This is a genomic window from Nocardia sp. NPDC055321, assembly GCF_053645575.1.
In genome coordinates this window covers 392,187-414,891 of the sequence record NZ_JBSHMS010000001.1, presented here as the reverse complement: position 1 = coordinate 414,891, position 22,705 = coordinate 392,187, and the positions used below count along the sequence as shown (strand labels likewise).

At 68.5% G+C, this 22,705-nt stretch carries 18 protein-coding genes; 8 read left to right on the top strand and 10 right to left on the bottom strand.

From position 1 onward, the window contains the following. Positions 1-31: 31 nt before the first annotated feature. Positions 32-658 (top strand): MspA family porin, encoded by a 627-nt coding sequence (locus tag ACWIGI_RS01870; RefSeq protein ID WP_454200435.1) that lies wholly within the window; start codon positions 32-34, stop codon positions 656-658. Between the two features lie 10 nt (positions 659-668). Here the strand turns inward: ACWIGI_RS01870 and ACWIGI_RS01865 are convergent, their stop codons facing one another. The 4 genes from ACWIGI_RS01865 to ACWIGI_RS01850 form a co-directional block, all read right to left on the bottom strand. Then, the gene (locus ACWIGI_RS01865; RefSeq protein WP_454200434.1) at positions 669-1,529 is read right to left on the bottom strand and encodes a glycosyltransferase; all 861 of its coding nucleotides are present in this window, start codon (positions 1,527-1,529) and stop codon (positions 669-671) included. A 23-nt stretch (positions 1,530-1,552) separates the two neighbouring features. Beyond that, entirely contained in the window at positions 1,553-2,797 is a 1,245-nt protein-coding gene (locus ACWIGI_RS01860) for a polysaccharide pyruvyl transferase family protein (protein WP_454200433.1), read from the bottom strand. A gap of 100 nt (positions 2,798-2,897) precedes the next feature. Next, complete coding sequence (locus ACWIGI_RS01855; RefSeq protein ID WP_454200431.1) at positions 2,898-4,022, bottom strand: serine hydrolase domain-containing protein; 1,125 nt, start codon at positions 4,020-4,022, stop codon at positions 2,898-2,900. Positions 4,023-4,126: 104 nt separating this feature from the next. Further along, positions 4,127-5,863 carry a serine/threonine-protein kinase gene (locus tag ACWIGI_RS01850; RefSeq protein ID WP_454200430.1) on the bottom strand — a complete coding sequence of 579 codons (1,737 nt, stop codon included), beginning with the start codon at positions 5,861-5,863 and terminating at the stop codon, positions 4,127-4,129. Positions 5,864-5,909: 46 nt separating this feature from the next. Here ACWIGI_RS01850 and ACWIGI_RS01845 point away from each other — a divergent pair, with 46 nt between their 5' ends. The 3 genes from ACWIGI_RS01845 (at position 5,910) to ACWIGI_RS01835 (ending at position 9,600) form a co-directional block, all read left to right on the top strand. Continuing rightward, entirely contained in the window at positions 5,910-7,169 is a 1,260-nt protein-coding gene (locus tag ACWIGI_RS01845; RefSeq protein WP_454200429.1) for a DUF7373 family lipoprotein, read from the top strand. A gap of 123 nt (positions 7,170-7,292) precedes the next feature. Next, a complete protein-coding gene (locus ACWIGI_RS01840; protein WP_454200428.1) occupies positions 7,293-8,624 on the top strand; it encodes a glutamate-1-semialdehyde 2,1-aminomutase in 1,332 nt (443 codons plus the stop codon). 121 nt (positions 8,625-8,745) lie between these two features. Beyond that, positions 8,746-9,600 (top strand): amidohydrolase family protein, encoded by an 855-nt coding sequence (locus ACWIGI_RS01835; RefSeq protein ID WP_454200427.1) that lies wholly within the window; start codon positions 8,746-8,748, stop codon positions 9,598-9,600. Positions 9,601-9,613: 13 nt separating this feature from the next. On the opposite strand, the gene ACWIGI_RS01830 is transcribed toward ACWIGI_RS01835, so the two are convergent. Next, a complete protein-coding gene (locus ACWIGI_RS01830) occupies positions 9,614-10,117 on the bottom strand; it encodes a methyltransferase family protein (protein ID WP_454200426.1) in 504 nt (167 codons plus the stop codon). A 23-nt stretch (positions 10,118-10,140) separates the two neighbouring features. Beyond that, entirely contained in the window at positions 10,141-10,692 is a 552-nt protein-coding gene (locus ACWIGI_RS01825) for a Uma2 family endonuclease (protein ID WP_454200425.1), read from the bottom strand. 448 nt (positions 10,693-11,140) lie between these two features. On the opposite strand from ACWIGI_RS01825, the gene ACWIGI_RS01820 reads away from it, so the two are divergent. Next, a complete protein-coding gene (locus ACWIGI_RS01820) occupies positions 11,141-13,195 on the top strand; it encodes an SDR family oxidoreductase (protein WP_454200424.1) in 2,055 nt (684 codons plus the stop codon). A gap of 156 nt (positions 13,196-13,351) precedes the next feature. On the opposite strand, the gene ACWIGI_RS01815 is transcribed toward ACWIGI_RS01820, so the two are convergent. Then, positions 13,352-13,963, bottom strand: coding sequence for a cutinase family protein (locus tag ACWIGI_RS01815; RefSeq protein WP_454200423.1), 612 nt, complete (start codon positions 13,961-13,963; stop codon positions 13,352-13,354). Between the two features lie 307 nt (positions 13,964-14,270). Here ACWIGI_RS01815 and ACWIGI_RS01810 point away from each other — a divergent pair, with 307 nt between their 5' ends. After that, positions 14,271-15,671, top strand: coding sequence for a WS/DGAT/MGAT family O-acyltransferase (locus ACWIGI_RS01810; RefSeq protein WP_454200422.1), 1,401 nt, complete (start codon positions 14,271-14,273; stop codon positions 15,669-15,671). Positions 15,672-15,682: 11 nt separating this feature from the next. Here the strand turns inward: ACWIGI_RS01810 and ACWIGI_RS01805 are convergent, their stop codons facing one another. Together ACWIGI_RS01805 and ACWIGI_RS01800 are read right to left on the bottom strand one after the other, a co-directional pair. Continuing rightward, complete coding sequence (locus ACWIGI_RS01805; protein ID WP_454200421.1) at positions 15,683-16,525, bottom strand: alpha/beta fold hydrolase; 843 nt, start codon at positions 16,523-16,525, stop codon at positions 15,683-15,685. 174 nt (positions 16,526-16,699) lie between these two features. After that, positions 16,700-17,602: an expansin EXLX1 family cellulose-binding protein gene (locus ACWIGI_RS01800; protein WP_454200420.1), complete on the bottom strand. Its 903-nt coding sequence runs from the start codon at positions 17,600-17,602 to the stop codon at positions 16,700-16,702. 209 nt (positions 17,603-17,811) lie between these two features. On the opposite strand from ACWIGI_RS01800, the gene ACWIGI_RS01795 reads away from it, so the two are divergent. Continuing rightward, positions 17,812-18,672 (top strand): cyclopropane mycolic acid synthase family methyltransferase, encoded by an 861-nt coding sequence (locus ACWIGI_RS01795; protein WP_454200419.1) that lies wholly within the window; start codon positions 17,812-17,814, stop codon positions 18,670-18,672. A gap of 87 nt (positions 18,673-18,759) precedes the next feature. Next, positions 18,760-19,953 (top strand): erythromycin esterase family protein, encoded by a 1,194-nt coding sequence (locus ACWIGI_RS01790; protein ID WP_454200418.1) that lies wholly within the window; start codon positions 18,760-18,762, stop codon positions 19,951-19,953. A 1,240-nt stretch (positions 19,954-21,193) separates the two neighbouring features. Here ACWIGI_RS01790 and ACWIGI_RS01785 read toward each other — a convergent pair. Further along, positions 21,194-22,693 carry a DUF222 domain-containing protein gene (locus tag ACWIGI_RS01785; protein WP_454200417.1) on the bottom strand — a complete coding sequence of 500 codons (1,500 nt, stop codon included), beginning with the start codon at positions 22,691-22,693 and terminating at the stop codon, positions 21,194-21,196. Positions 22,694-22,705: the final 12 nt, after the last annotated feature.

The window sequence follows — 22,705 nt, the reverse complement described above, 5'->3', positions numbered from 1 at the left end:
GCAACACCTGATGAGGGAATAGAGGAACAGCATGACAGGCTCGAAGCAGCGCGTGGTCGCGCGCACCATGGCCGTCGCCATGGCGATCGGCGTCGGACTGGCGGTGGGGACGAGCACCTCGGTGGCCGGGATCGACAGCAGCAACTCGATCGTCGACCGCCAGGAGCGCACCGTGGAGGCCATCGCCTCCGATACCCGGATCGACTTCGTCCCGCCGCTGGACGGCAATCCACTGACCCGCGAATGGTTCCACAACGGTAAGGCAGCCTTCCGGGTGTCGGGCCCGAAGGCCGAGGACTGGTCCGGCGAGCTGACCCTCGGGTACCAGGTCGGCTATCCGGCGACGCTCAACGGCAAGCTGCGATTCCAGTGGTGGACACCGAATCTCGGGGTGGAGATCGGCACCGATCCCGGTGTGACGGTGAACAATCTGCTGCCGCAGGCCGGTGTGGAAATCGAGGCCGGTTTCGGGCCCGGCATCCAGACCGTGGCCGCGGCGAGCGGTGAGGTGTCCGGCCTCGAGGGCTTCATCCAGATGTCGGGCTTCCACGGCACGGTGACCGGCGTGCTCGGGCAGGTCACCATTCGCCCGTGGGTCAAGATCGTCAGCAGCAACGGCGACACCGTGATCACCTACGGACCGATGCGGTCCATCTAGCGATCTCGGGTCACAGGTTTCGATGCGGCTCCGGCCGGCGCGTACGTGCCGCCCGGAGCCGCAACCGCTCCACCGCGGTGCGGGCCAGCCGCAGATCGCCGCCCAATACGACGGCGCGCCCGAGCAATTCGGGGTACTCCGCTCCCATCCGATGGTGGAAGCGCAGTGCCTCGCCGAGCTCGACCAGGTCGGTCTCGGACGGCTCGGCGGTGGCCGCCCGGCGGGCCGCCAGATTCTCCGCCATGCCGAAGAAGCGGCCGAGCGCGCTCACGCGGGCGAACAGATCGACGTCCAGCGTGGCGAGCAGATCGCCGCGGAAACCGCCGACCCGGTCGAAATCCCGGCGCCGGAAGACCGCGGCGGCGGTGGGACCGAAATCCCCCGCACCGCGCCACACGAGCGTCCGCAGCAGCGTCCGGGAATCGCACGGCCCCAGCAGATTCGACAGGCCCAGGTCGGCCCGCACGATCCGGCCGCGCGCGTCGAGTACCTGGTGCCGCGCGGCACAGACCGCGATGCTGTTGTCGCCCATCAGTTCTCGCTGTTTGTCCAGCGCCCCGGGCAGCAGCAGCTCGCCCGGGCGAACCACCTTCACCAGGCGTCCGGCGGACAACCACACCGCCTTGTTCCAGTTCTCCCCGGCGGGTAGGGGCTCGGCGTTGCGCACCAGTCGCAGTCGCGGATCGCCGAAGGCGCCCACGATGTCGGCGGGCTCGCCGTCGGCGGCCTCACCCGCGACGGTTCGTCCGCCGCTGTTGTCCAGGACCACCACTTCGATCTCGGTGTCCTGGTCCAGAATCGAGCGCAGCGTCGCCGCCAGGCCGGGTCCGGACTCGTGCACCGGAACGCACACCGACAGGATGACCAACATTCCCCCTGGGCACTGGAGTGGATTCAGTTGGACCGGCTCGCGGACCGCACCCCGACGAGCCGGAAGACACGCTCCAAACCCGTTCGGGCATCGTCGATCTGCTCGACGGCACGCTGCTGCAGGGTATCGCGCAGCTCGGGCGCCGCCTCCCACAATTCCCGGACCGCGTTCGCCAGCCGGGATTCGAGGTCGTCGGCGTCGAGATGCACCACGCGCAACCCGGTACCGAACATATCGGCCAATCCACTGAACTTGTCGTCGTAGTGCCGAGACGCTGTTACAGCCACCGCCGGAATGCCCTGGGAGAGCGCGAAGACCGCCGGGTGGAAGGCGCCGGTTACCAGCACGCGGCACCGGGCCACACAGCGCGCCAGGCTCTCCGCCGTTCCGGCCCGGTTGTCGACCGCCCGCACCGGACCGAGCGTGCTGACCCGCACGGCGGCGTCCAGGGCTGTGCGCGCGGCGCCCGAGACGGTCGCGCACAGGCCGAGTTCCCCGCCGATCTCGGGACTGCGCAGCCGATAGCCGAACTCCACCGCGTCGTCGCCGGTCACGAGTACCCGGTCGGCGGGTACGCCCAACTCGGCCAGCAGTTTCGGGCCGAAGAGCCGATCGCGCACCGCGATGACGTCCACCCCGGGCAGCACCTCGGCGGCGCGGCGCAGCAGTTCGGGATCGCGCATGGGCCCGAGGCCCTGTCCGAGCATGGCGGTCGGAATGCCCAGGCGCTGCGCGTGTTCGAGCAGGTTCAGGGTGCGATGCGCCTGGAAGCGGTCCGCGTCGGCCAGGTACTGCCCGCCCTGCGCGATCACCAGCGAGGACTCGGCCACGGCGGCGGGCACCGGGGGCAGCGGCGGCATCCCCGTCACCTCGGGTCCGGTGCCGGTCCGGGAACGCACCTCCGTGCGCACCCGGGCGCGCACCTCGCGCAGGGTGTCCAGCGGCGCGTCGGTCACGTGCCGCCAGCGCCGCACCGCGGGCCCGGTGACCCGCGCACCCGCCAGCTGATCGAGGTGACCGATGAAACCGCCTCTGCCCCAGTGCCCGCCGCCCCCGGCGGCGATCGGCTCGGCCTGCGGCAGCAGCGCCCGCAGGAGATGCGGTTCATCGGTGAGTACGCCGATGCGAGCGCGTCCCCAGCGCTCCCGCAGCCGCTCCACCGTCATCGCCATCAGGGCCAGATCGCCCCGATTGCGCAGTGCGTACTCGCCATTGTCGACCAGTACTCGAATTTCCCCGGCACCGTCCCCCGCGCCAGAAGTCCCCACGCTCGTCCTTCCGAAGTTCCGGCGTCGCGCCGGTAATTCTCCGCGAAATCTAACCCACGCCGGGAGCTTCGCGCTACACCGGGCGAGCACGGGACTCGTCTCAACGACAGAGGGCGGTGTCCACGACCTCGTCCAGATCCACGCCCGCGGTACGCGCGGCGAGAATATCGGGAATCTGGTTCATGCTCACCGTGATCGAGCGATCCGCGGTCGCGCCGCCGAACACGAAGGTGCCGTGCATGGTGCCGCCGTGGCCCCACGCCTGCACCCCGCACGACGTGACCCAGCCGAACAGACCGAGCCCGAATTCCTCCTGCCGGCGCAGATCTCCGCTGGGCACGGTGCGCTGCATCTCGGCGAGTTCGGCCGGCCCCAGAATCCGCCCGGACAGCAACGCGGTGAAGAAGCGATTCAGGTCCGAGCCGGTCGAGACCATGGCGCCGTCGGGCAGGCCCCACCCGGGGTCGATATCGGTGACATCGACACGGGCGACGCCGAATTGGTGATAGGCGCGCGCGTGCGGCCCGCGCAGCACCTGCTCCACCGGCGCCAGCGGCCAATAGGTGTCGTTCAGACCGTGGGGCAGCAGGATACGGCGGGTCACCTCGATACCCACCGGCACACCGGTCACCCGGTGCACCAGCTCACCCGCGATCAGGTAATTGGTGTTGGAGTACTGCGCGCGCGAACCCGGCTCGAACTCCGCGGTTTTCGCGAGACCGAGCGCGATCAATTCCCCCGGAGGCCGGGCCCGGCGCAGCGCCTCGACCGATTCCAGATCGACCTCGGTCAGATAGTCCGGAATGCCGCTGGTGTGCTGCAGCAGGTCACGGACCGTGATGACGGCGCCGTCGCCCCCGGGGCCCCGCACCTCCCCCGGCATATAGCGTTCGAGCGGCTCGTCCAGCGCTATCCGGCCCTCACCGACCAATTGCAGAACGACGGCGGCCACGAACACCTTGGTATTGCTGGCGATGCGCACCCGGGCGTTGTCGGGGAAGCCCGCGCCGGTACCCAGATCGCCGACCCCGCTCTCGATTCGGGCGTCCCCGCCGAACTCGGTCAACACCAGTTGCGCCCCGGGTACGTCGGCGGCCGCGACGGCGCGATCGAGCAGGGCCCGCAGCTCCGGCCGGTCCGAACCCGGCTGGGCGGCGGTGATTCCCGCGCCCGCCGCGACGGTGAGTACCACCGCACCGCACGCCGCGACCAGCACACGGCTCATCGACGATCGGGTACCGACTCGCATGTGTCCTCCAGGGCGCGGGGACCGGCAGCGCACCGGCCGGCAGGTCATACGCGCGAGCCGCGGAGCCGGTTCGAGCGTCGTCAGGCGGGGAACAGCGGGCTCACCCACTTACTGCACAGCCAGCGCCCGTCCACGTAATCCATGGACATGGTCATGGTCTGCTGTTCGGTGGTGTCGGGCTTGCCCTGGGTCGAGTTCACCAGGGTCATGTCCACGGTGAGCTCGTAGTGCGTGGAATTGCCCGAGGTGACAGCGCATTTCGCGTCGGTGCCGCGCGTGTGTTCCGAATCCGCCTCCAGCAACAACCGAATCGCGGGCAGTATCTGACCGGCCTGGGTCTTCCAGGTGCCGGTGGCGCCGGCCAGCACCTTGCGCTGCCACCCGTCACCGTCGCTGTAATCGTAGGTGTTCATCAGCACTCCGTAGTCGCACGCCGCCGCGATGGCGGCCGCCTGACTCGGATCCGTTACCGCGGGCGAGCCGCCGCCCGCGGTGGTCGAGCTGTCACTGCCGCCGACCCACAGCCGCAGGGCGCCGCCCGACATGCCGACACCGACCCCGGCCGCGAGCACCAGCGCCGCGAGCACCGCGGCGATCAGCCACCGGCGGCGGTTGCCACGCCGCGGGCGCGATGCTGAATCGTTCGGTGCTACCGGGGAACCGAGCCCGCCGTGGACGGTCTGCACCCGAGCCTGGTCGACCGGCGGCACGTTCCCACGGTCCACACCCGGAGCGGGGTGCGGCTGATCACTGTGCCCCGCGGCACCGGTCGGCGGGGCCGCGGCGGCGAACCGGGTCGGCTCGAACCCGGTGCGCGTGGGTCCCGTCGTCGAAGGACCCCCGTGATACCCGCGACCGGGACCGGTCGTCGGCCTCGGTTGGGTGGGACCCGGTGCGCCCGAACCGGTCCGGGTGGTCCCGAACCCCGGGTGCGCCCGGCCGTCGGTCTCGGGGCCGGGCCCGTCGTAGACCCGCACGGGCTGGGCCAGGGCCCGGGCGGCCGCGTGCGCCAGCTCACCGCAGCTGCCGTAGCGCCGATCCCGGTCCTTGGCCATGGCCCGCGCGATGACCTCGTCGAAAGCCATGGACAGCACCGGATTTCGCCAGCTCGGGCGTGGGATCTCGCCGTTGAGGTGCCCGTTCACCAGCTGCGCCGTACTCGCGCCCGGATAGGGCAGCGCACCGGTGAGCATGTGGAACAGCGTGCAGCCCAGGGCGTAGACGTCCGCGCGGTGATCGGTGTCCGCGCGCAGTTCGAACTGTTCGGGCGCGGCGTACTGGAAACTGGCGTACATCTCCCCGGTGCGGGTGAGCTGGCTGGTCTGATCCAGTGCCTTGGCAATGCCGAAGTCCGCCAGGTACACCCGCTGCTCGGGCCCCCAGGCCAGCAGGATGTTGGCGGGCTTCACATCGCGGTGCAGCACCCCCGCGCGATGCGCGTGATCCAGGGCCGCGGCGGTCTCACCGAGGATGCGCACGGCGTGATCGGGCCGCAGCGGGCCCTGGGCCACCGCGGCCGCCACATCGGTGCCCTCGATGTACTGCATGGCCATCCACAGCCGGTCCTCGTCCCGGCCGCGCGCGTAGACCGCGACGATGTTGGGGTGCGCCAGCCGCGCGGCGGTGTCTGCCTCGCGCAGGAATCGCGCGCGTACTTCGGGATTGTCGGCCATGGCCGGGTTGAGCAGTTTCAGCGCGACCGGTCGCGGCAGGTCCCGGTCCCTGGCGAGATAGACCTCCCCCATACCGCCGACGCCGAGCAGCCGTTCGATCAGATAGCCCGCGAATGACTGCCCCGGCGTGAGTGTTCTGGCCACCCCACTACCTCCGACTACCGCCTACTGCCGATCACCGTAACGCACAATGGAACAGACAGCGGTCCCCGGTCGCAGCGCGGGACCGAGCGGAATAGAGGTCACCATGCCGCGCACGTCACGCCGCATATCCCCGCCCCTGTCCCTGTGCCTGCTGGCCGTCCTGCTCGCCGGGCTCACCGGCTGCGGCGTCAGCGGCCATCCGGTCCCCGCGGAGATCGACGTCCGCACCCTGGATATAGGCGCGTACCCGGTCGATCGTTACCGCTACGACCAGGACGCCCGCGACAACGGCGCACTGCTGGAGGGCATGCGCATGTCCGGGGCGGTCCCGATCGGGCCCGCGATCGACGCCGCGCTGACCTCCGGTCGCGGCGGCCGCGTGGTCCTCGACGCCGCCGACGCCGAAACCAGCTTCCTGGCCTCGGATTCGGCCGCGGTGCTCGAACGCCAGGAATTGATCACCGGGTACGCGGCGGGCAGTGCGGACGCACCCGATCCGTCCGGAACCGACCGGCCCGCCGCCACCACGACCTCGGTCACCACGCTGCTGCTGCGCTTTCCCAGCGCGGCGGCGGCCAAGCTCGCCGCCCGCGGACTCGAGGACGTCGACTTCGCGGTCGCCGCGGATCAGAACGAGCGACTGAACCTGGCCGCCTTCCCCGACGCCTTCATCCACTGGCGGCCCGGCGTCGCGAACGTCGGAACCTTCATGGCGCACGGGGAATTCGTCATCTCCCTGCTGGTCCAGCGACCCCGCGCCGAGGCCGCCGATCTCACCGAATGGGTCCGCCGAACCCTCGACGCCCAGGTCCGGCAGCTGGACGCCTTCGCGCCGACCCCGGCGGACCGAATCGCGGATCTGAAGGTGGATCCGGACAACCTGCTGGCCCGGGTGGTCACCGCACAGCGCGGCTCGCGCACCCCCGATCCGGACACCTTCGCGGTCTACTCCCCCGCCGCCTTCGTGCACAACGCCTACGACCAATCCCGCACCGAGCGGCTGTTCTCCGACGCCGGCGCGGACAGCCTGGCCATCGTGGACGACGGCTCGCTGCTGCGCGCCCGTGACGGCGGCGCGGCGATCACCCTGCTCACCGGTCTCACCGGCACGCTGGGCTCGGCCTTCGTCCCCACTGTCGCCCCCGACGAGCTCCCGGGCGCGAGGTGCTTCCACCGCACCACCGATGACGCCTACCGCTGCTACGTCGCCTACAAACGCTATGTGGCCATCGTCAATTCGGACTCCGAGGACGACGCCCGGCAGAAGGTGAACGCCCAGTACGCACTCCTCGCCAACGCCCTCTGAACACCCGTGCGACCGGCTGCGCGGTAGCGCGCTCACGCGGGCGAAGTGTCATAGACTTGCGCCGCGGGGCAGGGGGCGTGCACCGGCGGGATGGCGGGACTCGTCCGCAGGAGGGAGTTCGGCATGCGTGATTTCAGCCGCAGCAACGCGATTCAGGCCGCGCTGCACGATGTCGTGCCGGGCGGCGCGCACACCTACGCGCGCGGTGCGGATCAGTATCCCGAGCACATGGCGCCGATCCTGGTGCGCGGCGCCGGTGCGCGGGTCTGGGATTGCGACGGCAACGAATACGTCGAGTACGGCATGGGTCTGCGGTCGGTCACCCTCGGGCACGGGTACGCGCCGGTGGTCGAGGCGGTGATGCGCACCATCGCCGACGGGGTGAGCTTCTCCCGCCCGACCGAACTCGAACTGCTTGCCGCACAGGACTTCCTGGAGCTGGTGCCCGGCGCGGACATGGTGAAGTTCGCCAAGAACGGCTCCGACGCCACCACCGCCGCGGTGCGGCTCGCCCGGGCGGTCACCGGCCGCGAGACGGTGGCGGTGTGCGATCAGCCGTTCTTCTCGGTGGACGACTGGTTCATCGGAACCACCCCGATGAACGCGGGCATCCCGCGCCCGCGCACCGTGCGATTCCGCTTCAACGATCTGGTGTCGCTGGCCGACGCGCTCGAGGGTCACCGGGTCGCGTGCGTGGTGATGGAGCAGGCCACCGCGCTCGCCGAACCCGCGCCCGGATTCCTCGAAGGCGTTCGGGCCCTGTGTGATCGGCACGGCGCGCTGCTGATCTTCGACGAGATGATCACCGGCTTCCGCTGGGCAGCCGGTGGCGCGCAGGCCGTCTACGGGGTGCGGCCGGACCTGTCCTGCTGGGGCAAGGCCATGGGCAACGGCTTCCCGCTCGCGGCGCTGGCGGGGCGTCGCGAGTTCATGGAGCTGGGCGGGCTGCGCACCGGCGCGGATCGCGTGTTCCTGCTCTCGACCACGCACGGCCCGGAAACCGGTGCGCTGGCGGCATTCCGGGCGGTGGCGCACGCCTACCGCACCACGGATCCCGTCGGCCGGATGGAGGCCGCGGGCCACCGGCTCCGCGCGGAGGTCAACGCCGTCACCGCCGAACTCGGCATCGGCGATCACCTGTGCGTCACCGGCAGACCCTCCTGCGCGGTGTTTCTCACCAAGGATCCGAACGGTGTTCCCGCACAGTCGTATCGGACGCTGTTCCTGCAGGAGCTGCTCGACCGCGGCGTGCTCGGGCAGTCCTTCGTGACCTCCGCCGCGCACACCGGCGCCGACATCGATCTCACCGTCGAGGCCGCCCGGGACGCGGCCATCGTCTACCGCAAGGCCCTCGAGCAGGGCACCGTGCGGGGTCTGCTGAACGGCCGCCCGGTGGCCCCCGCGCTGCGGGCGCGAGCCGAACCCCGCCGGCTGGCCGAGCACGGCGCGGACTGAGCACCCGCCGCGGCCCGAATCCGCCTCATCCGAGCCAATTCCCGGCGATTGGCGCAGATGTGTCGCAATTCCAGCGCTGACCGACTATTCATGGATTGCGTACCGATGAGGAGAAGCCACGATGCCCACCCACCCCGTCGTAGACGCCCACCTGCACCTGCGGGACGCCGCCCGCCCGTGGTATCCCGGCGCGGGCGAATCCGCCGCCGGCGCACCCGGGGCGATCGAGAGCTTCCGGCTCGCGGATTACGACCGCGCCGTGGGCGACACCGAGATCGCCGGGCTGGTGCACGTCTCGGCGGCCACCGCTCCGCACGCCTATCTCGACGAGACCCGCTGGATCGAGGCGCTGGCCGCCGCCGAAACGCGCCCGGTGGTGCTGGTCGGTGGGATCGACCCCGCGCTGTCCCCGCCCGAACTGCTCGACCATCTCGAACAGCAGGCGCGCAGCGTCGCCTTCCGCGGCATCCGGATGCCGCCCGGCGTGGCCCCCGGCACTCCCGCCGCGGAGATCGTCGCCACCTGGCTCCAGGACCGCGACGCCGTCCTGGATCTGGCGGCGCGGCCCGGGGAGATGCTGGACTGGATCGACTTCCTGGCCGGCTACCCGGCGCTGCGGGTCGTGCTGGAACACCTCGGCTCGCCGCAGGGCGCCGACTCCGAGGCCAAGTCCGTCTGGCATCACGCGCTCACCCTGGCGGCCAAGGAAACCCAGTGGCTCTGCAAACTCTCCGGGCTCGGCGCACTGTGTCCCCGGCCGACCCGATCCGCGCTGGAGTACTGGCTCGAGAGCGGCGTGCAGCTGTGGGGCTGGCGGCGGCTGATGTTCGCCTCCGAACTGCCCGTGCCCGGCGGCGCGGACGCCCACGCGGAGTTGCGCGCCACCGTCGATCACCTGGTGGCCGGTGACGCCACCGATCAGGAGGCGGCATTCTTCTACGCGGGCAACGCCACCGAGGTCTATCGGCTGGGTTAGCTCGGGCGGGCCGTCAGGGCTGCCAGGGCGTGCGGCGCGGGATCCAGGCCGGGACGCCCGCGCGATAGCGGTCGTAGTCGGCCCCGAAGCGCCGGTGCAGCGAGGGCTCCTCGTAGAAGCGAACGAACAGCGCCTGCGCCGCCGCGACCAGCGCGCCGTACCAGAGCAGAGCGGTGTCGCCGAACAGGAACGCCTGCCCGATGATCAGCAGCACGACCGACAGGTACATCGGATTGCGCACGAACCGATTCGGGCCGCCGACCACCAGGTGCGCGGTCGGGGCCACCGGCGCGGGGGTGCCGACGCCCTCGGTCGCGAACCGGTGGATCGCGGCGAGCAGCACCGGCAGGCCCGCGAAGATGAGCAGCACGCCGATCAACTGCCAGACGCCCTCGGGCTGCAGATCGTGGTCGATGCGCCAGCGACTGATCAGGAACGGAACCAGTCCCGCGACGGTGCCGGGCACGATCACCGTGAACAACAGACTGCCCCAGCGCGCGCGTGCCGACTGCCGCATGGTTCCGCCCCTCGTCGCCGGGTTCAGGTGGCCGGCAGCTCGGATACCCGACGGCTGCCGGTCAATCTGTATTCTGCGCCGACGAGTTCGTACATGCTGATGTATCCGTCCATGTCCTCGGTCGTCGTGTCGCCCCGCACGATCCAGTAGTTCGGGATGCCGAGGGCGGCGTACACGCGCAGTTTGTCGATGGCGTCGCGCACCTGGGCGTCGTGGGACACCGCCTCGATGACGGCGAAGATCTGCGCCGGATCGTGGGTGGTGCTGTGCTTGTCGGGGCGGTGGCCCGGGCGGAACACCACGCCGTCGGCCACGAAGTTGTGCTGCCCGGTATCACCACGGGCGAAGCCGCTGTCGGCCACGTATTGATCGCCGGCGCTCTCGTATCCGAAGCGGCGCCAGAACTCGAGGACATCGATCACGGCCCGGGAGTACCAGAACGTGACGGGCATACGGGTCAGCTCCAATCTGCCGGATCTCAGTTCCCAGGCCCACCCGCGCGGCAGGCCCGGCAGGGAGTCGAATTCGGCGCGAGTGCGCACCCCGGACGGCGGTAGGTCGAGCTGAACGAGCACCGACTTCCTCCTGCGAATCCGACGCCGACATCAGACTGGAACAACATATCCTCAGATTGCCGCGCGAGACGCTCACCAGCGACTTCGCACGCTCGGCGTGGCGATTCGAACGGGTGGCGAATGGCGGGCATTTCCGTGACGGGGCACACAGATCGATCCGGCGCGGGCGGTTCCGAATTTCTAGTGCATCCGCCGGTTACATCAAACTCCTTGTCACACACAACAACTCGAATTACACCGTGGTGACCATTCCCACACGGCCGGAAAGCCCGTTTTGGTTGAGGGGGCATTTTCGGGTCGGTAAAGTTACTCACCAGTTAGGCACGATGGTGTTCCTACCTCGGCCCGGCTTTCTGCTAAGGGGCCAACCCTTTTTCTTCTCGTCCACATCCACCGACGCATGTCGGACGAACAACGTTGCGCACCAACAAGTTCGTAAGGAGGGACGATGGTTTCCTACATCGTCACGGGCGGTACCGGTTTCCTGGGCCGCCGGGTGGTCGCGGGTCTGCTCGAGCAGGACCCGCAGGCCGTGGTGCACGCACTGGTTCGCGAGGCGTCGATCGCCAAGCTGCGGGAGATGGCCGAGACCTGGGGCGCGCCGGACCGCGTCTTCCCGCTGGTCGGCGATCTCACCGCGCCGGGCCTGGGCCTGCCGGTCGACGCCGACGGCCACCGCGAGCTCCCGCGCGCCGACCACGTGGTGCACCTGGGCGCGATCTACGACATGACCGCCGACGAGGACAGCACCTACGCGGCCAACGTCGCGGGCACCCGCGCGGTCGTCGAACTGGCCACCGAACTCGGCGCCGTCCTGCACCACGTCTCCTCGGTCGCGGTCGCCGGTGATCACAAGGGCAAGTTCTTCGAGGACGATTTCGACCTCGGGCAGAACCTCGAGTCGCCGTACCACCGCACCAAGTTCGAGGCCGAGAAGCTGGTCCGCGAAAGCCGTGACCTGCGCTGGCGCGTGTACCGCCCGGCCATCGTGGTCGGCGACTCCCGCACCGGCGAGATGGACAAGATCGACGGACCGTACTACTTCTTCGCCGCCATCAACGGGCTCGCCGCGCTGCCGTCCGAACTGCCGGTGCCGATCCCGGACCTGGGCGCGACCAACATCGTTCCGGTCGACTACGTCTGCGCGGCCATGGTCGAGCTCATCACCCGGCCCGGACTCATCGGCCGCACCTTCCACCTGACCAACCCCGACCCGCAGCCGTTCGGCGACATCTACGCCGCACTGGCCCGCGCCGCCGGGGCGCCCACCGGCATCGGCACCGTGCCGGGCAGCCACACCGCCCTGCACGCCCTCGGCACCATCCCCGGCGTGCCCGCGCTGCGGGATCTGGTGTTGGAGCGCTTGGGAATTCCCGCCGAGGTCGCACCGCACACCGCCTTCGAATCGGTGTTCTCCTCCGACTTCACCCGGGCGCAGCTGCGCGGCACCGGCATCGAGGTGCCCGCCTTCGACACCTACGCCGACAAGCTCTTCTCCTACTGGCGCGCCAATCTCGACCCCGACCGCGCCCGCCGGCACGACGGCGATCCGCTGCAGGGCCGCATCGTCCTGGTCACCGGCGCCTCCTCGGGCATCGGCCTGGCCACCGCGCACGCGGTCGCCGAGCGCGGCGCCACCGTGCTCATGGTGGCCCGCACCGCCGAGGACATCGAGGCCGCGGCCGCGCAGGTGCGCGAGCGCAGCGGAGCAGCGCAGGCGTACGTCTGCGACATCACCGACGAGAAGTCGGTGGAGCTGCTGGTCAAGCAGGTGCTGGCCGATCACGGCCACGTCGACTACGCGGTGAACAACGCGGGCCGGTCCATCCGGCGCTCGGTGCTCAACTCCACCGACCGGATGCACGATTTCGAGCGGACCATGGCGGTCAACTACTTCGGCGCGGTCCGGCTCATCCTGGCGCTGCTGCCGTCCATGCGCGAGCGGCGCTTCGGGCACTTCGTCAACATCTCCTCCATCGCCGTGCAGACCAAGGTGCCGCGCTTCGCGGCCTACGTGGCCAGCAAGTCGGCACTGGACAACTTCAGCGAGATCGCCGCGGTCGAGAACGCCGACGCCGGAATCACTTTCACCTCGGTGCGCATGCCGCTGGTACGCACCGCGATGATCGCCCCGACGGACCTGTACCGATCCATCCCCGTGCACTCGCCCGAACAGGCGGCCGCACTCGTGGTGCGCGCGCTCGAGCACCGTCCCAGCCGAATCGACACCCCCATCGGGACTTTCGCGCAACTCGTCGACACGGTCATGCCGTCGGTGAAGCGGGCCATCCTGCACCAGGGTTTCCGGATGTTCGGTGAGTCGAAGGCCGCCGCACCGGTGGCCGCGATCACTGCCGGCACGCCCGACGCGGCGGCGGACACCGACGCCGCACCGGCGGGCCGCAGTCCGCTGCTGGCGCTGGCGCCCATCGTGCAGCCGCTGATGGGCCTGCCCGGCGGCGCGGCACGCTTCACCAACACCATCCCCGGGCTGCACTGGTAACTCGGGAACACCCCGAAAACACACCCGCACACAGCGATTCGGCCCGGCGGGACTCATCCCACCGGGCCGAATCATCGGAAGCCGGACCGGAAAAGGCAGGCGGGGCTTCAGGTGCGAGCACCTGGAATCTCCCGAGATTCGGGCCCGCCCCGATGCCTATATCCGGTCAGCGGCGAAGTTCGCCGCGGCGACGAAACTGCCGCCGTAGGTCACGTGCGCGGCGGCGTTCATACCCGCACCGCAGATGGGATCCCCACCGGTACACCAGGTTCCGGTGCGACCGGCGTACCAGCCCGGCACGCTCTGCCCCGCCGCCTGCAGGGCGTCACCGAACAGCAGCACGGCCGCGACGCGATCCCCGAGCGCGCCGGGCAACTGCACCCGGCCGGGGTACCAGCTCACCGCACCGGTGCCCAGCGCCGCGTGCACCACGGCCGCGCCCTGCGAGTAGCCGACCAGCACGAAACGCTGATCCGGGCACGCCGCCGCCTGAGCGGCCAAGTGCCCCACCAGATTCGCGCTGCCCGCGCCCAGATTGAAGCTGTAGTCCGCCGGATACGCGACGGGGTACGCGCTCGTCGAGACCGGCAGCCGATCCTGCAGCATGCCGTAGAGCTGATTGCCCACGACGTCTCCGAGCCAGCCGGGTTCACCCGTGCCCCGTGCCACCACCACGTCCACGTCCGCGCACCAGTTCGCCTGCGCCCGCGGAGCGGGGTAGTAGAAGAGGCTCACCACCATCAGCATGGCGGCGAAACCCCAAGCCATACGCCAATTTACAGCCGGCAATACCTTTCGGTCGCCCATTGTTCTCACCCTCTCACGCCGTTGTGAGAGGCCGAGTGACTCTTGTCAGTGACAAGTGACACTTCACCCGGCCATGTGACCCAAGGTACGGACGCCGATAGGCTCGGCAACGAGTTCTACTGGAGAGATACCCAATTGGGGCCTATTTGTATCATCATGAAACTTGTTATCTACAAGCTACTTTGAGGCAACGAAAGCGCATCGAGCCGGTCCGGCGGCGTGCCGCAATCGGCACGCAAGCGGTAACAAGTTCTCATAGTGTGTTGGTATGGAACGACTTACCGGGCTCGATGCGAGCTTCCTCTATCTCGAAACAGACACCCAACTCCTGCACGTGTGCGCACTACTCATAGTCGATCCCGCCGCCGACGGCGTGGACTTCGACTTCGAGACCTTCAAGACCGAACTGGGCAACCGGCTGCATCTCATCCCCGCCATGACGCGGCGGCTGCACACGGTGCCGTTCAACCTGGATCATCCGGTGTGGGCGGCGGATCCGGACTTCGATCTCGGCTACCACGTCCGCCGGGTCGAGCTGCCCGCGGGCGGCGGACACCGGGAACTGGCCGACATCACCGCGGAGATCGCCGGGCAGCCGCTGGACCGGCGGCGACCGCTGTGGGAAATGTGGGTGGTGCAGGGACTGCCGAACGGCAAGGCCGCCATCGTGTCCAAGTACCACCACGCCATCGTGGACGGCATCACCGGCACCAATATGATGATGCACCTGTGCGATGTCGAGCCGGGCGTCTCGCACACCCCGCCTGCCGAAACCCCCGCCCCCGAAGCCGAACCCAACGACGTGCAGCTCGCCGTGGACGCCCTGGTCCACCTGCCGGGCAAACTGGGACTGGTCGGCCTCGTGCCCAAGACCGTCGGCATCCTCGGCGATCTGGTGCAGCGCCGGCGCTCGGGACGCGGTCGCGGTATGCCGCTGCCCTTCACCGCGCCGCGCACGCCGTTCAATCGAGCTATCACCCCGCATCGCTCGGTGTCCTTCGTGCAGTCGGACCTCGCCGATATCAAGGAGATAAAGACGGCCTTCGGCGTGAAGGTCAACGACGTGGTGCTGGCGGTGGTCGGCGGCGCACTGCGCGACTACCTCGCATCGCACGACGAACTGCCCGAAACCTCGCTCATCGCCTCGGTTCCGGTCTCCACGCACGACACCTCACGGCACGAGGAGGGCACCAACAAGGTGTCCACGATCTTCGCGCGACTGCACTCGGACATCGCCGATCCGGTCGCCCGCCTGCTCGCCATCGCCGAGGACAACCGCGGTGCCAAGGAGGAGCACAGCATGATCGGCGCCGACTTCCTGCAGGACTGGGCGAAGTACGCCCCGCCCAACACCTTTCAGCTCGCGGCGCGCGCCTACTCCTCGTTCAAACTCGCCGAGCACCACCCGGTGGTGCACAACCTGGTGATCTCGAACGTGCCCGGACCCAACTTCCCCATGTACTTCCTGGGCGTACGCGTCGCCTCGATGTACCCCTTCGGGCCGGTATTCCACGGCGCGGGGCTCACTTCCACCGTGATCTCCAACAACGGCAACCTCGACTTCGGCTTCATCGCCTGCGAGGAACTGGTGCCCGACGTGGAGCAGATCGCCGTCGCCGTCCCCGAGGTGATCACCGAGCTGCTCAAGGCAGCCCGCGAAAAGCACTGACCCCCTTCGGGTTACCGCTTATCCGCTACCGCAAGACAGGCCTCGAGGAAAATCGGGACAAAGACGTCCGCCTCGAGTGCGCAGGCCGCGTGACCGGCCTTGGCGAGGAAGATCTCCGCTCCCGGAATCAATTTCGCCATCTCCAGCTGCCGATAGACCGGCAGCGCCCGATCGCGAGTGGTGATCACCACCACCGTCGGCACCTTCAGACTTCCGAGCCACTCCGAGGCATCGAAGCGTCCCAGCACCGCCAGGGCCTGCGCCAGCGCCCAGCCACTCGTGCTGCGCATCTCGGACATGGCCCAGCGATCCATGCGGCCCACCGGCCACGAGGACTCCGGCAGCACCGGCAGCCGGTCCCGATGCGATTCGGCTCTGCGCATGGACATCTCGGCGAGCGAGGCCGCCAGCACGCCCCAGCCGCGGTGGAAGGCGCGCTCGCGCCGCGTCTCCTGGAAGCGATAGGTGGTGGCGGCCAGGACCAGACCGCCGACCTTATCCGGATGCCGATGCGCGGCGAGCTGAGCGATGATGCCGCCCATGGAATAGCCGGCCAGAATCGGGCGATCCAGGCCGAGGGCCTCACCGACCGCGATCGCGTCATCGGCCAGATCATCCAGATCGAAACGCTCGGAACGAATTCCGTGACCGTGCCAGCGCTGATCGAACAGCACCACCCGGAAATGCTCGTTCAGCTCGCGCAGCGATGGGAACCAGTTCAGCATGGCGGTGGTGGCCATACCGTGCAGCAGCAGCATGCTCGGCGAATCCGCGGCCGGACCGGGCAGATCCACGACATAGGTGCGGCCACGACCCGGCAGCTCGACCATCGAACCCACCGGGACCTCGGTCAACGTCGAAATGCGAGCGGACAGCCGACGGCCCCGGCGGCGTCCTTCACGTGGCGATTGCGTGGAGCTGGAATTCATGATCGAAGGCCTCCCGGCGTGTGGCACCATCAGGCGGAACTGAAACACGTTTCACTTCGATGATGCCACACCGGACCGGGAATGTCGGAGCGTGCCTCGTCACGATTCGCAGTGCTCCGTGCCCGCGATCACGGTGGTCACCACGGCCGGCCGCGGGCGCGCGGTGGTGGGAGCGGCGGATTCCGCATCGGGAATCCGATAGAGCCGAATTCCGGTGTAGCGCAGCTGTCCCGACGCGATCGCCACATCCGGGACCAGCACCTGATTGCCGTAGACATCGGTTATGGCCGCGGTGAACGGGCCCGCGCCCGCACCCGAGACGGACCAGTAATTGTCATAGCCGCGACGCAGCGGAATCCAGTCACCGCCGGTATCGCGGAGCAGAGCGACCTGCCCGATGGGATTACCGCCGCCGGAGAACAGCAGCCCCAGCCAATCGCGCGAGGAGCCCTGCTGAACCCGGTAGTACAGTTCGGGCGCGGGATTCGGATCACGAACCCGATTGATGCGAATCTGCGCCACGCCATCGTGCGGATCGGCGATCTCCTCGAAAGCCGCACGGCTCAAATCGTATTGATGCGGAGCACAGCCGGGACAGCGATCGACGACCTGCGCGCGCACACTGCCGAGCGGGCCATCGATATCGACGTAGGAGCCGCACGGCGCCGAACCGGCGTACTCACCCGTAGAGACGCCGACGTAGTAACCGTCCAGCGGCAGATCCGGCAGCGAGCAGGCCACGCCGACGTCGAAGGCGTAGTAGCGCGCCTCGCCGAACGTCGGATCCGGTTGTACGGGTGGTGAAAGTGGCTGCGTGGTAACAACTTCGGATGTAGTAGTCGCGGGCAGCGTGACCACGGTGGTCGTCGGCGGCGCGGTGCGGCAGCTGACCGGCTGCGGGCGCATGACCCAGGTTGCCGTTCCCACCACCACGATTGCCGCGAGCGCCGTCCACAGCCACGGCCTCCCGTTCCGGACCTCTTCGAGCCCTGTGCGGTGCATGGCCGTTCCCCACCCTCCGAATGGTGCCAAATGACGTTTGCTGCAACGAAGCTGAACCCACTTCAGGAAAGCAGCCGTGTCGAGAGCGGGTGGTCGAATCGGAAACTCGGTCTGAAAATCCCGGTGTGTCGCGGGTGTGTCATGGATCTAGAACGAGAGCGAGTCGTGCCGCGTATCCCCTGGTGACCACCGACCCAGGAGCACCCCTCATGCCCGAGCTCGCGCCGTTCTACCGGCAGGTGCAATCGCACTACGATCTGTCCGACGACTTCTACGCGCTGTTCCTCGATCCGTCGATGACCTACAGCTGCGCCTACTTCAGCGATGAGACGATGACGCTGGAGCAGGCTCAGCGGGCCAAAATCGATCTGGCACTGGGCAAACTGCGTTTGCAACCGGGCATGACACTGCTCGACATCGGCTGCGGCTGGGGTTCGACCATGATCCGGGCGGCCCAGCACTATGGCGTGCGGGTGGTGGGACTCACGCTCAGCCGCAATCAGCACCGGCACGTCAGCGAGCGCATCGAGGCACTCGGACTCGGGGATATCGCCGAAGTTCGGCTGCAGGGATGGGAGGAATACCGGGGCGAAGCCCATCGCATCGTGAGCATCGGCGCCTTCGAGCACTTTCGCAAGGAGCGCTACCCGGAATTCTTCCGGCGATGCCTGGAGATGATGCCCGCGGACGGGCGAGTACTGCTGCACAGCATCATCGGCCGCACGCTCGGCGAACTGCGGGACCGTGATATTCCCATCACGCGCGCCGACGCGCTCTTCCATATCTTCGTCAAACGCGAGATCTTCCCCGGCGGGCAGCTCCCGCAGGCCGATACCATTCCGGCCCTGGCGGAGAGCGCCGGATTCCATGTGCAGCGCATACATTCACTGCAACCGCACTATGCCGAAACGCTGGATCGCTGGGCACAGGCCCTGCGCAACAATCGCGATCGAGCCATCGAGCTGACCTCCGAGGAGGTCTACGCTCGATATCTCAGGTATCTCGACGGGTGCGCGCACTACTTCCGCGCCGGGCACCTGGACGTCATGCAATTCACGCTGGTGAAGTAGCGACCGCCCGCGCGGATGCCGGGAATTCGCGTGAGCCGGATCACCGGGGTTTACCTCAACCATAGTTGAGGGTGCACAGTGATCGTCATGAGCGCGACCACCACCCCGGCAACGCCGGCCACCGAACCGAACCTCACCGACCTGCTCCCCGGCGCGAGGCCACTGGACTCGGACGCGCTGCGCGAGATCGCGGATTCCCTCGCGTCGGCCGACGTGGTCGGCATCGGCGATGCCACGCGCTTCGCGCACGAATCCTTCGTCATCCGCGATCTGATCTCCCGAATCCTGTTCGAGGATCACGGATTCCGAGCACTGGTCATTCAGGACAGCGGAGATGTGGCCGAAGAACTGGATACCTTCGTACGCACCGGCAAGGGCAACGGCTCGGACGCCCTGGCGAATGCGTGGGGCCCGTGGCGCGCGGTGGAAATGGCGGCCGCGCTGGAGTGGATCCGCGATTTCAACCGAACCCACACGCGGGATCCGATTCGCATCCTGAGCATCCGGCCGCCGCAGGCCCAGCCCGCTGATTACGAGGCCATCCGCACCGCGGTACAGCAGCACGCCCCGGCCCGGCTGGCCGAGTTGAACACCCACCTCACGCCCATCCTGACGGCCCACACCGTCGACGAACATGTACAGCGAGCCAAAGGATTCCACCCGGGGCGACCCTTCGCCGAGCATGCCCGCGACGCCGCGGCGGTCCTGGCCGGCATCCCGAATCTGCCGGCCGACATCGCCGACCGCATGCGCCTGATCGTCGACTTCCACGAGAACAGCGTGGCGGGGCGCGGCTCCTTCGCCACGGACGAAGGCGCTCTGGCCCGTCACCTGCTCGCCCAGCAGGCGGCCACCGGCCTACGCCTGATCTTCTGGGACGGCATCGCCCACATCGCCGCCACGCCGACGTCTTTCGGCGCGACCGCTGAGGCCGAGGCCGAATTCCACCCCACGATCGGCAGCGTCCTGCGCGAACACCACGGGCGCTCCTACGCCGCCCTCGCGATCGGCTTCCACCATGCGAATCTCGGCATCACCGAGGTTCCGGCTCCACCGGCGGATTACCTCGACGCGGCCCTCGGCACCGTCGCGCTCCCCGCGCACTGGATCGACCTCCGCCCCCACCCCGCGCTGACGGGCCTGACGAAGCTGCGCGTGATCAGCGGCGTGTACGACCCGGCTCATGACGATGAGGCTCATGTCCAGGTGCGCTCCCTGCCTGCCGCTTTCGATGTGCTCCTCCACGTGCACGAGCCGACGCCACTCACCTGGTTGTCTTGATGCGTGGACGGGAGCCCTACCGCAGGAGGGAAGGCTGGACAACGGAATACCGGCAGGGGTACGCCGGGGGCTCGATGGCGGTTGGGTGCCCTACCGCCGGAGAGATGCCTAGAAAACGGAGAACCGGCGAGTGCACGTCAGGTGCCTCGACGGCGGTTGGATGCCCTACCGGGGGGCATCGATGCCTGGATAACGGAGTACCAGCGAGGGCACCTCGGGAGCCTCGATGGCGGTTGAGAACCCCACCGCAGGAAAACGACTAGAAAGCGGAGTACCAGCGGGGCATGTCGGGTGCCTCGGCGGCGGTTGGATGACCTGCCGGGGAAAGATGCCTGGATAACGGAGTACCGGCGAGGGCACCTTGGGAGCCTCGACGGCGGTAGAGAGCCCTACCGCAGGAAAAACGACTAGAAGACGGAGTACCAGCGGGGCATGTCGGGCGCCTCGGCGGCGGTTGGATGACCTGCCGGGGAAAGATGCCTGGATAACGGAGTACCAGCGGGGGCACCCCGGGAGCCTCGGTGGCGGTTGGGTGACCTGCCGGGGGAGAGACGCCTGGATAACGGAGTACCAGCCGGGGCGGGTTGGGTGCCTCGGCTGCGGTTCCAGCCCTTCCGGGCCGATCGATGGGATCGAAGCCCTTGGATGCGTGGCCGAGTTCGCGACCCTGGACCGGGCGTGGCGATCACCGCCCTGGGCCTTACCCCATTCTGTCGATGACGAGTCTTTGTCTGTGAGTCTCGAGAAGGTTCCCACGGCCGGCCAGCCCGGCTGGAAGGGCGAACGGGCTCCCAACTGGGGAGCCATAGGTCGGGTACGGCAGGCGAGGTAACCAGCACTGCCGCATCTGTTTGGCCTGCTCTCCCGAACCCCGCTGGAAGCCGCAGGGTGAGTGCGGGGTGGGCTACGTCGGCCACGGGCGTGAACACTGATTCGTGTGGACGCACCGGCCGCCCGGGTGGGATGGCCGGGCTGTGGCAAGGCGGGTGAGGCGCGTTCGGCGAGCGAGGGCCGACGGTGCCGCGAACGAAAGTGAGTAGAGCAGTGGGGCGGAGATCACGGCCGGGTGCGGTGTGCTGGCGGGGCCGCCGTGCAGGGGTCCCGGTGCTTGGGGTGGCGGGGTGGCTCACCCAGGGTCGACGGCATGGGCGGTGCCGGGCGCACGAAAGCCTCTTCGGCGTCGAAAGCCGAAGAGGCAGAGTCGAAGCAGCGGTGAAACTCCATACCCAGGACCGGGTGGCTAACAGCGCCATCGCGCGGGAATACCCGGAAACTGCGGATGATGACGGAAATTCACGCGAGGTCGGCGTTTCGGATCGATATGTGGTGGTGGGATCCACCCGGTCTTGCCCGGATTCTCCGAATCCTCACCCATCACAACGGTTTCCCACCCGTTCGGGCCGGTATTGACCTGGGCGTGGCACGCATCGCACGCCAGAGTCAGGTTCTCGATGTCCGTTTCACCGCCATCGGCCCATTCCCGGATGTGGTGCACGGCCGAGCGGCTCGCTGGCGCATCGCATCCCGGGCGCGTGCACCCGCGTTCGGTCGCGGTGAGCGCCAACCGCTGGGCCGGGTTGGCGAGACGCTGACCGCGGGACAGATGCAGGGGACGGCCGTTGCGGTCGAGCACCACCAGGTACGGGGTCGAATTCCTGGCCACCTGGAGGGCTTGGGTGATCGACATGGTGCCACCGGTCGCGGTGGTCGCGACCCCGGCGCGCTTTTCCAGGTCGTCGATGCTCATGGTGATGATCGTCGAGACCGGAAGTCCGCGATGCGATCCCAGCTTCGTGGGTCCCATGTCGGGGCGGAAGAACACCAGCAGGGCGTCGTGGTTGCGCTGCTCGGCGTTGCGGTGATCGCGTTTGGCAGCGGCACGCAGCTTCGTGCGAAGTGCGGCGCGGGCACGCTGGGCCGGGGTCAGCGAGGGGTCGTTTGCGTCGTCGTCGGCGTTCTCGTCGCCGTCGTCGAGTTCGGTGTCGAGCCCGAGTTCGGCAGTGGTCCACGGGCTTTCGGGATCGTCGGGGTTGCACATGCCGGGGCGGCCGAATTTCTCGAACATCGGGATCATGACCGCACCCAACTGCGGGGTCAGGAAACCGGAGATCGGGTACATGCCATCGATGCCCTGGTGCCCGATCTTGATGCCCCGGACCCGCTGGCGGTCCCGGTCCTCGGTCAAACGCCCATCGGGATCGACATGGGCCAGGATATGCACGCCGAGCTTGGTCACACCCTTCGGATCACCCTCGCGGGCGTAGGAGGTGAGGTGTTGTTCGGCGTGGTCTTTGACTTCCGGACCGGCGGCGTCGGGGATCCGCGTCAGCGCATCGTTGATGGCTTTCACATGGTCGGCGGAGATCTCCCCGGCGCGTTGGGCTGCGGCTACGAGCGGCAATTTCGGCGGCCGGGTGCTCGAACCCACGGACACCGTCGACAGCAGATCGGCATTCCGTACCCGTGCAGCGGCCTCGGCGTACGAGAGTCGCAGGGTCTGCTGCAGGAACAGGATCAAACTCTTCACGCCTGCCCGAGGGCCCAAGTCCCGTGCCCCGCATTCGAGTGCGAACCGCTGCTTGACGGCTTCGAGTTTGCGGAAGCTGGTTTCGAGCTCCTGCATCACTTCGATGACCTCGTCCTTGCCCAACGAGTACATCGGCAATTCGAGCAGGTTCTCCACCGCGGCGGCGAGTGCTTTGGCACTCGTCGCGATGGTGGGTACCTTCCTCGAATCCATGCCTCTATTCTA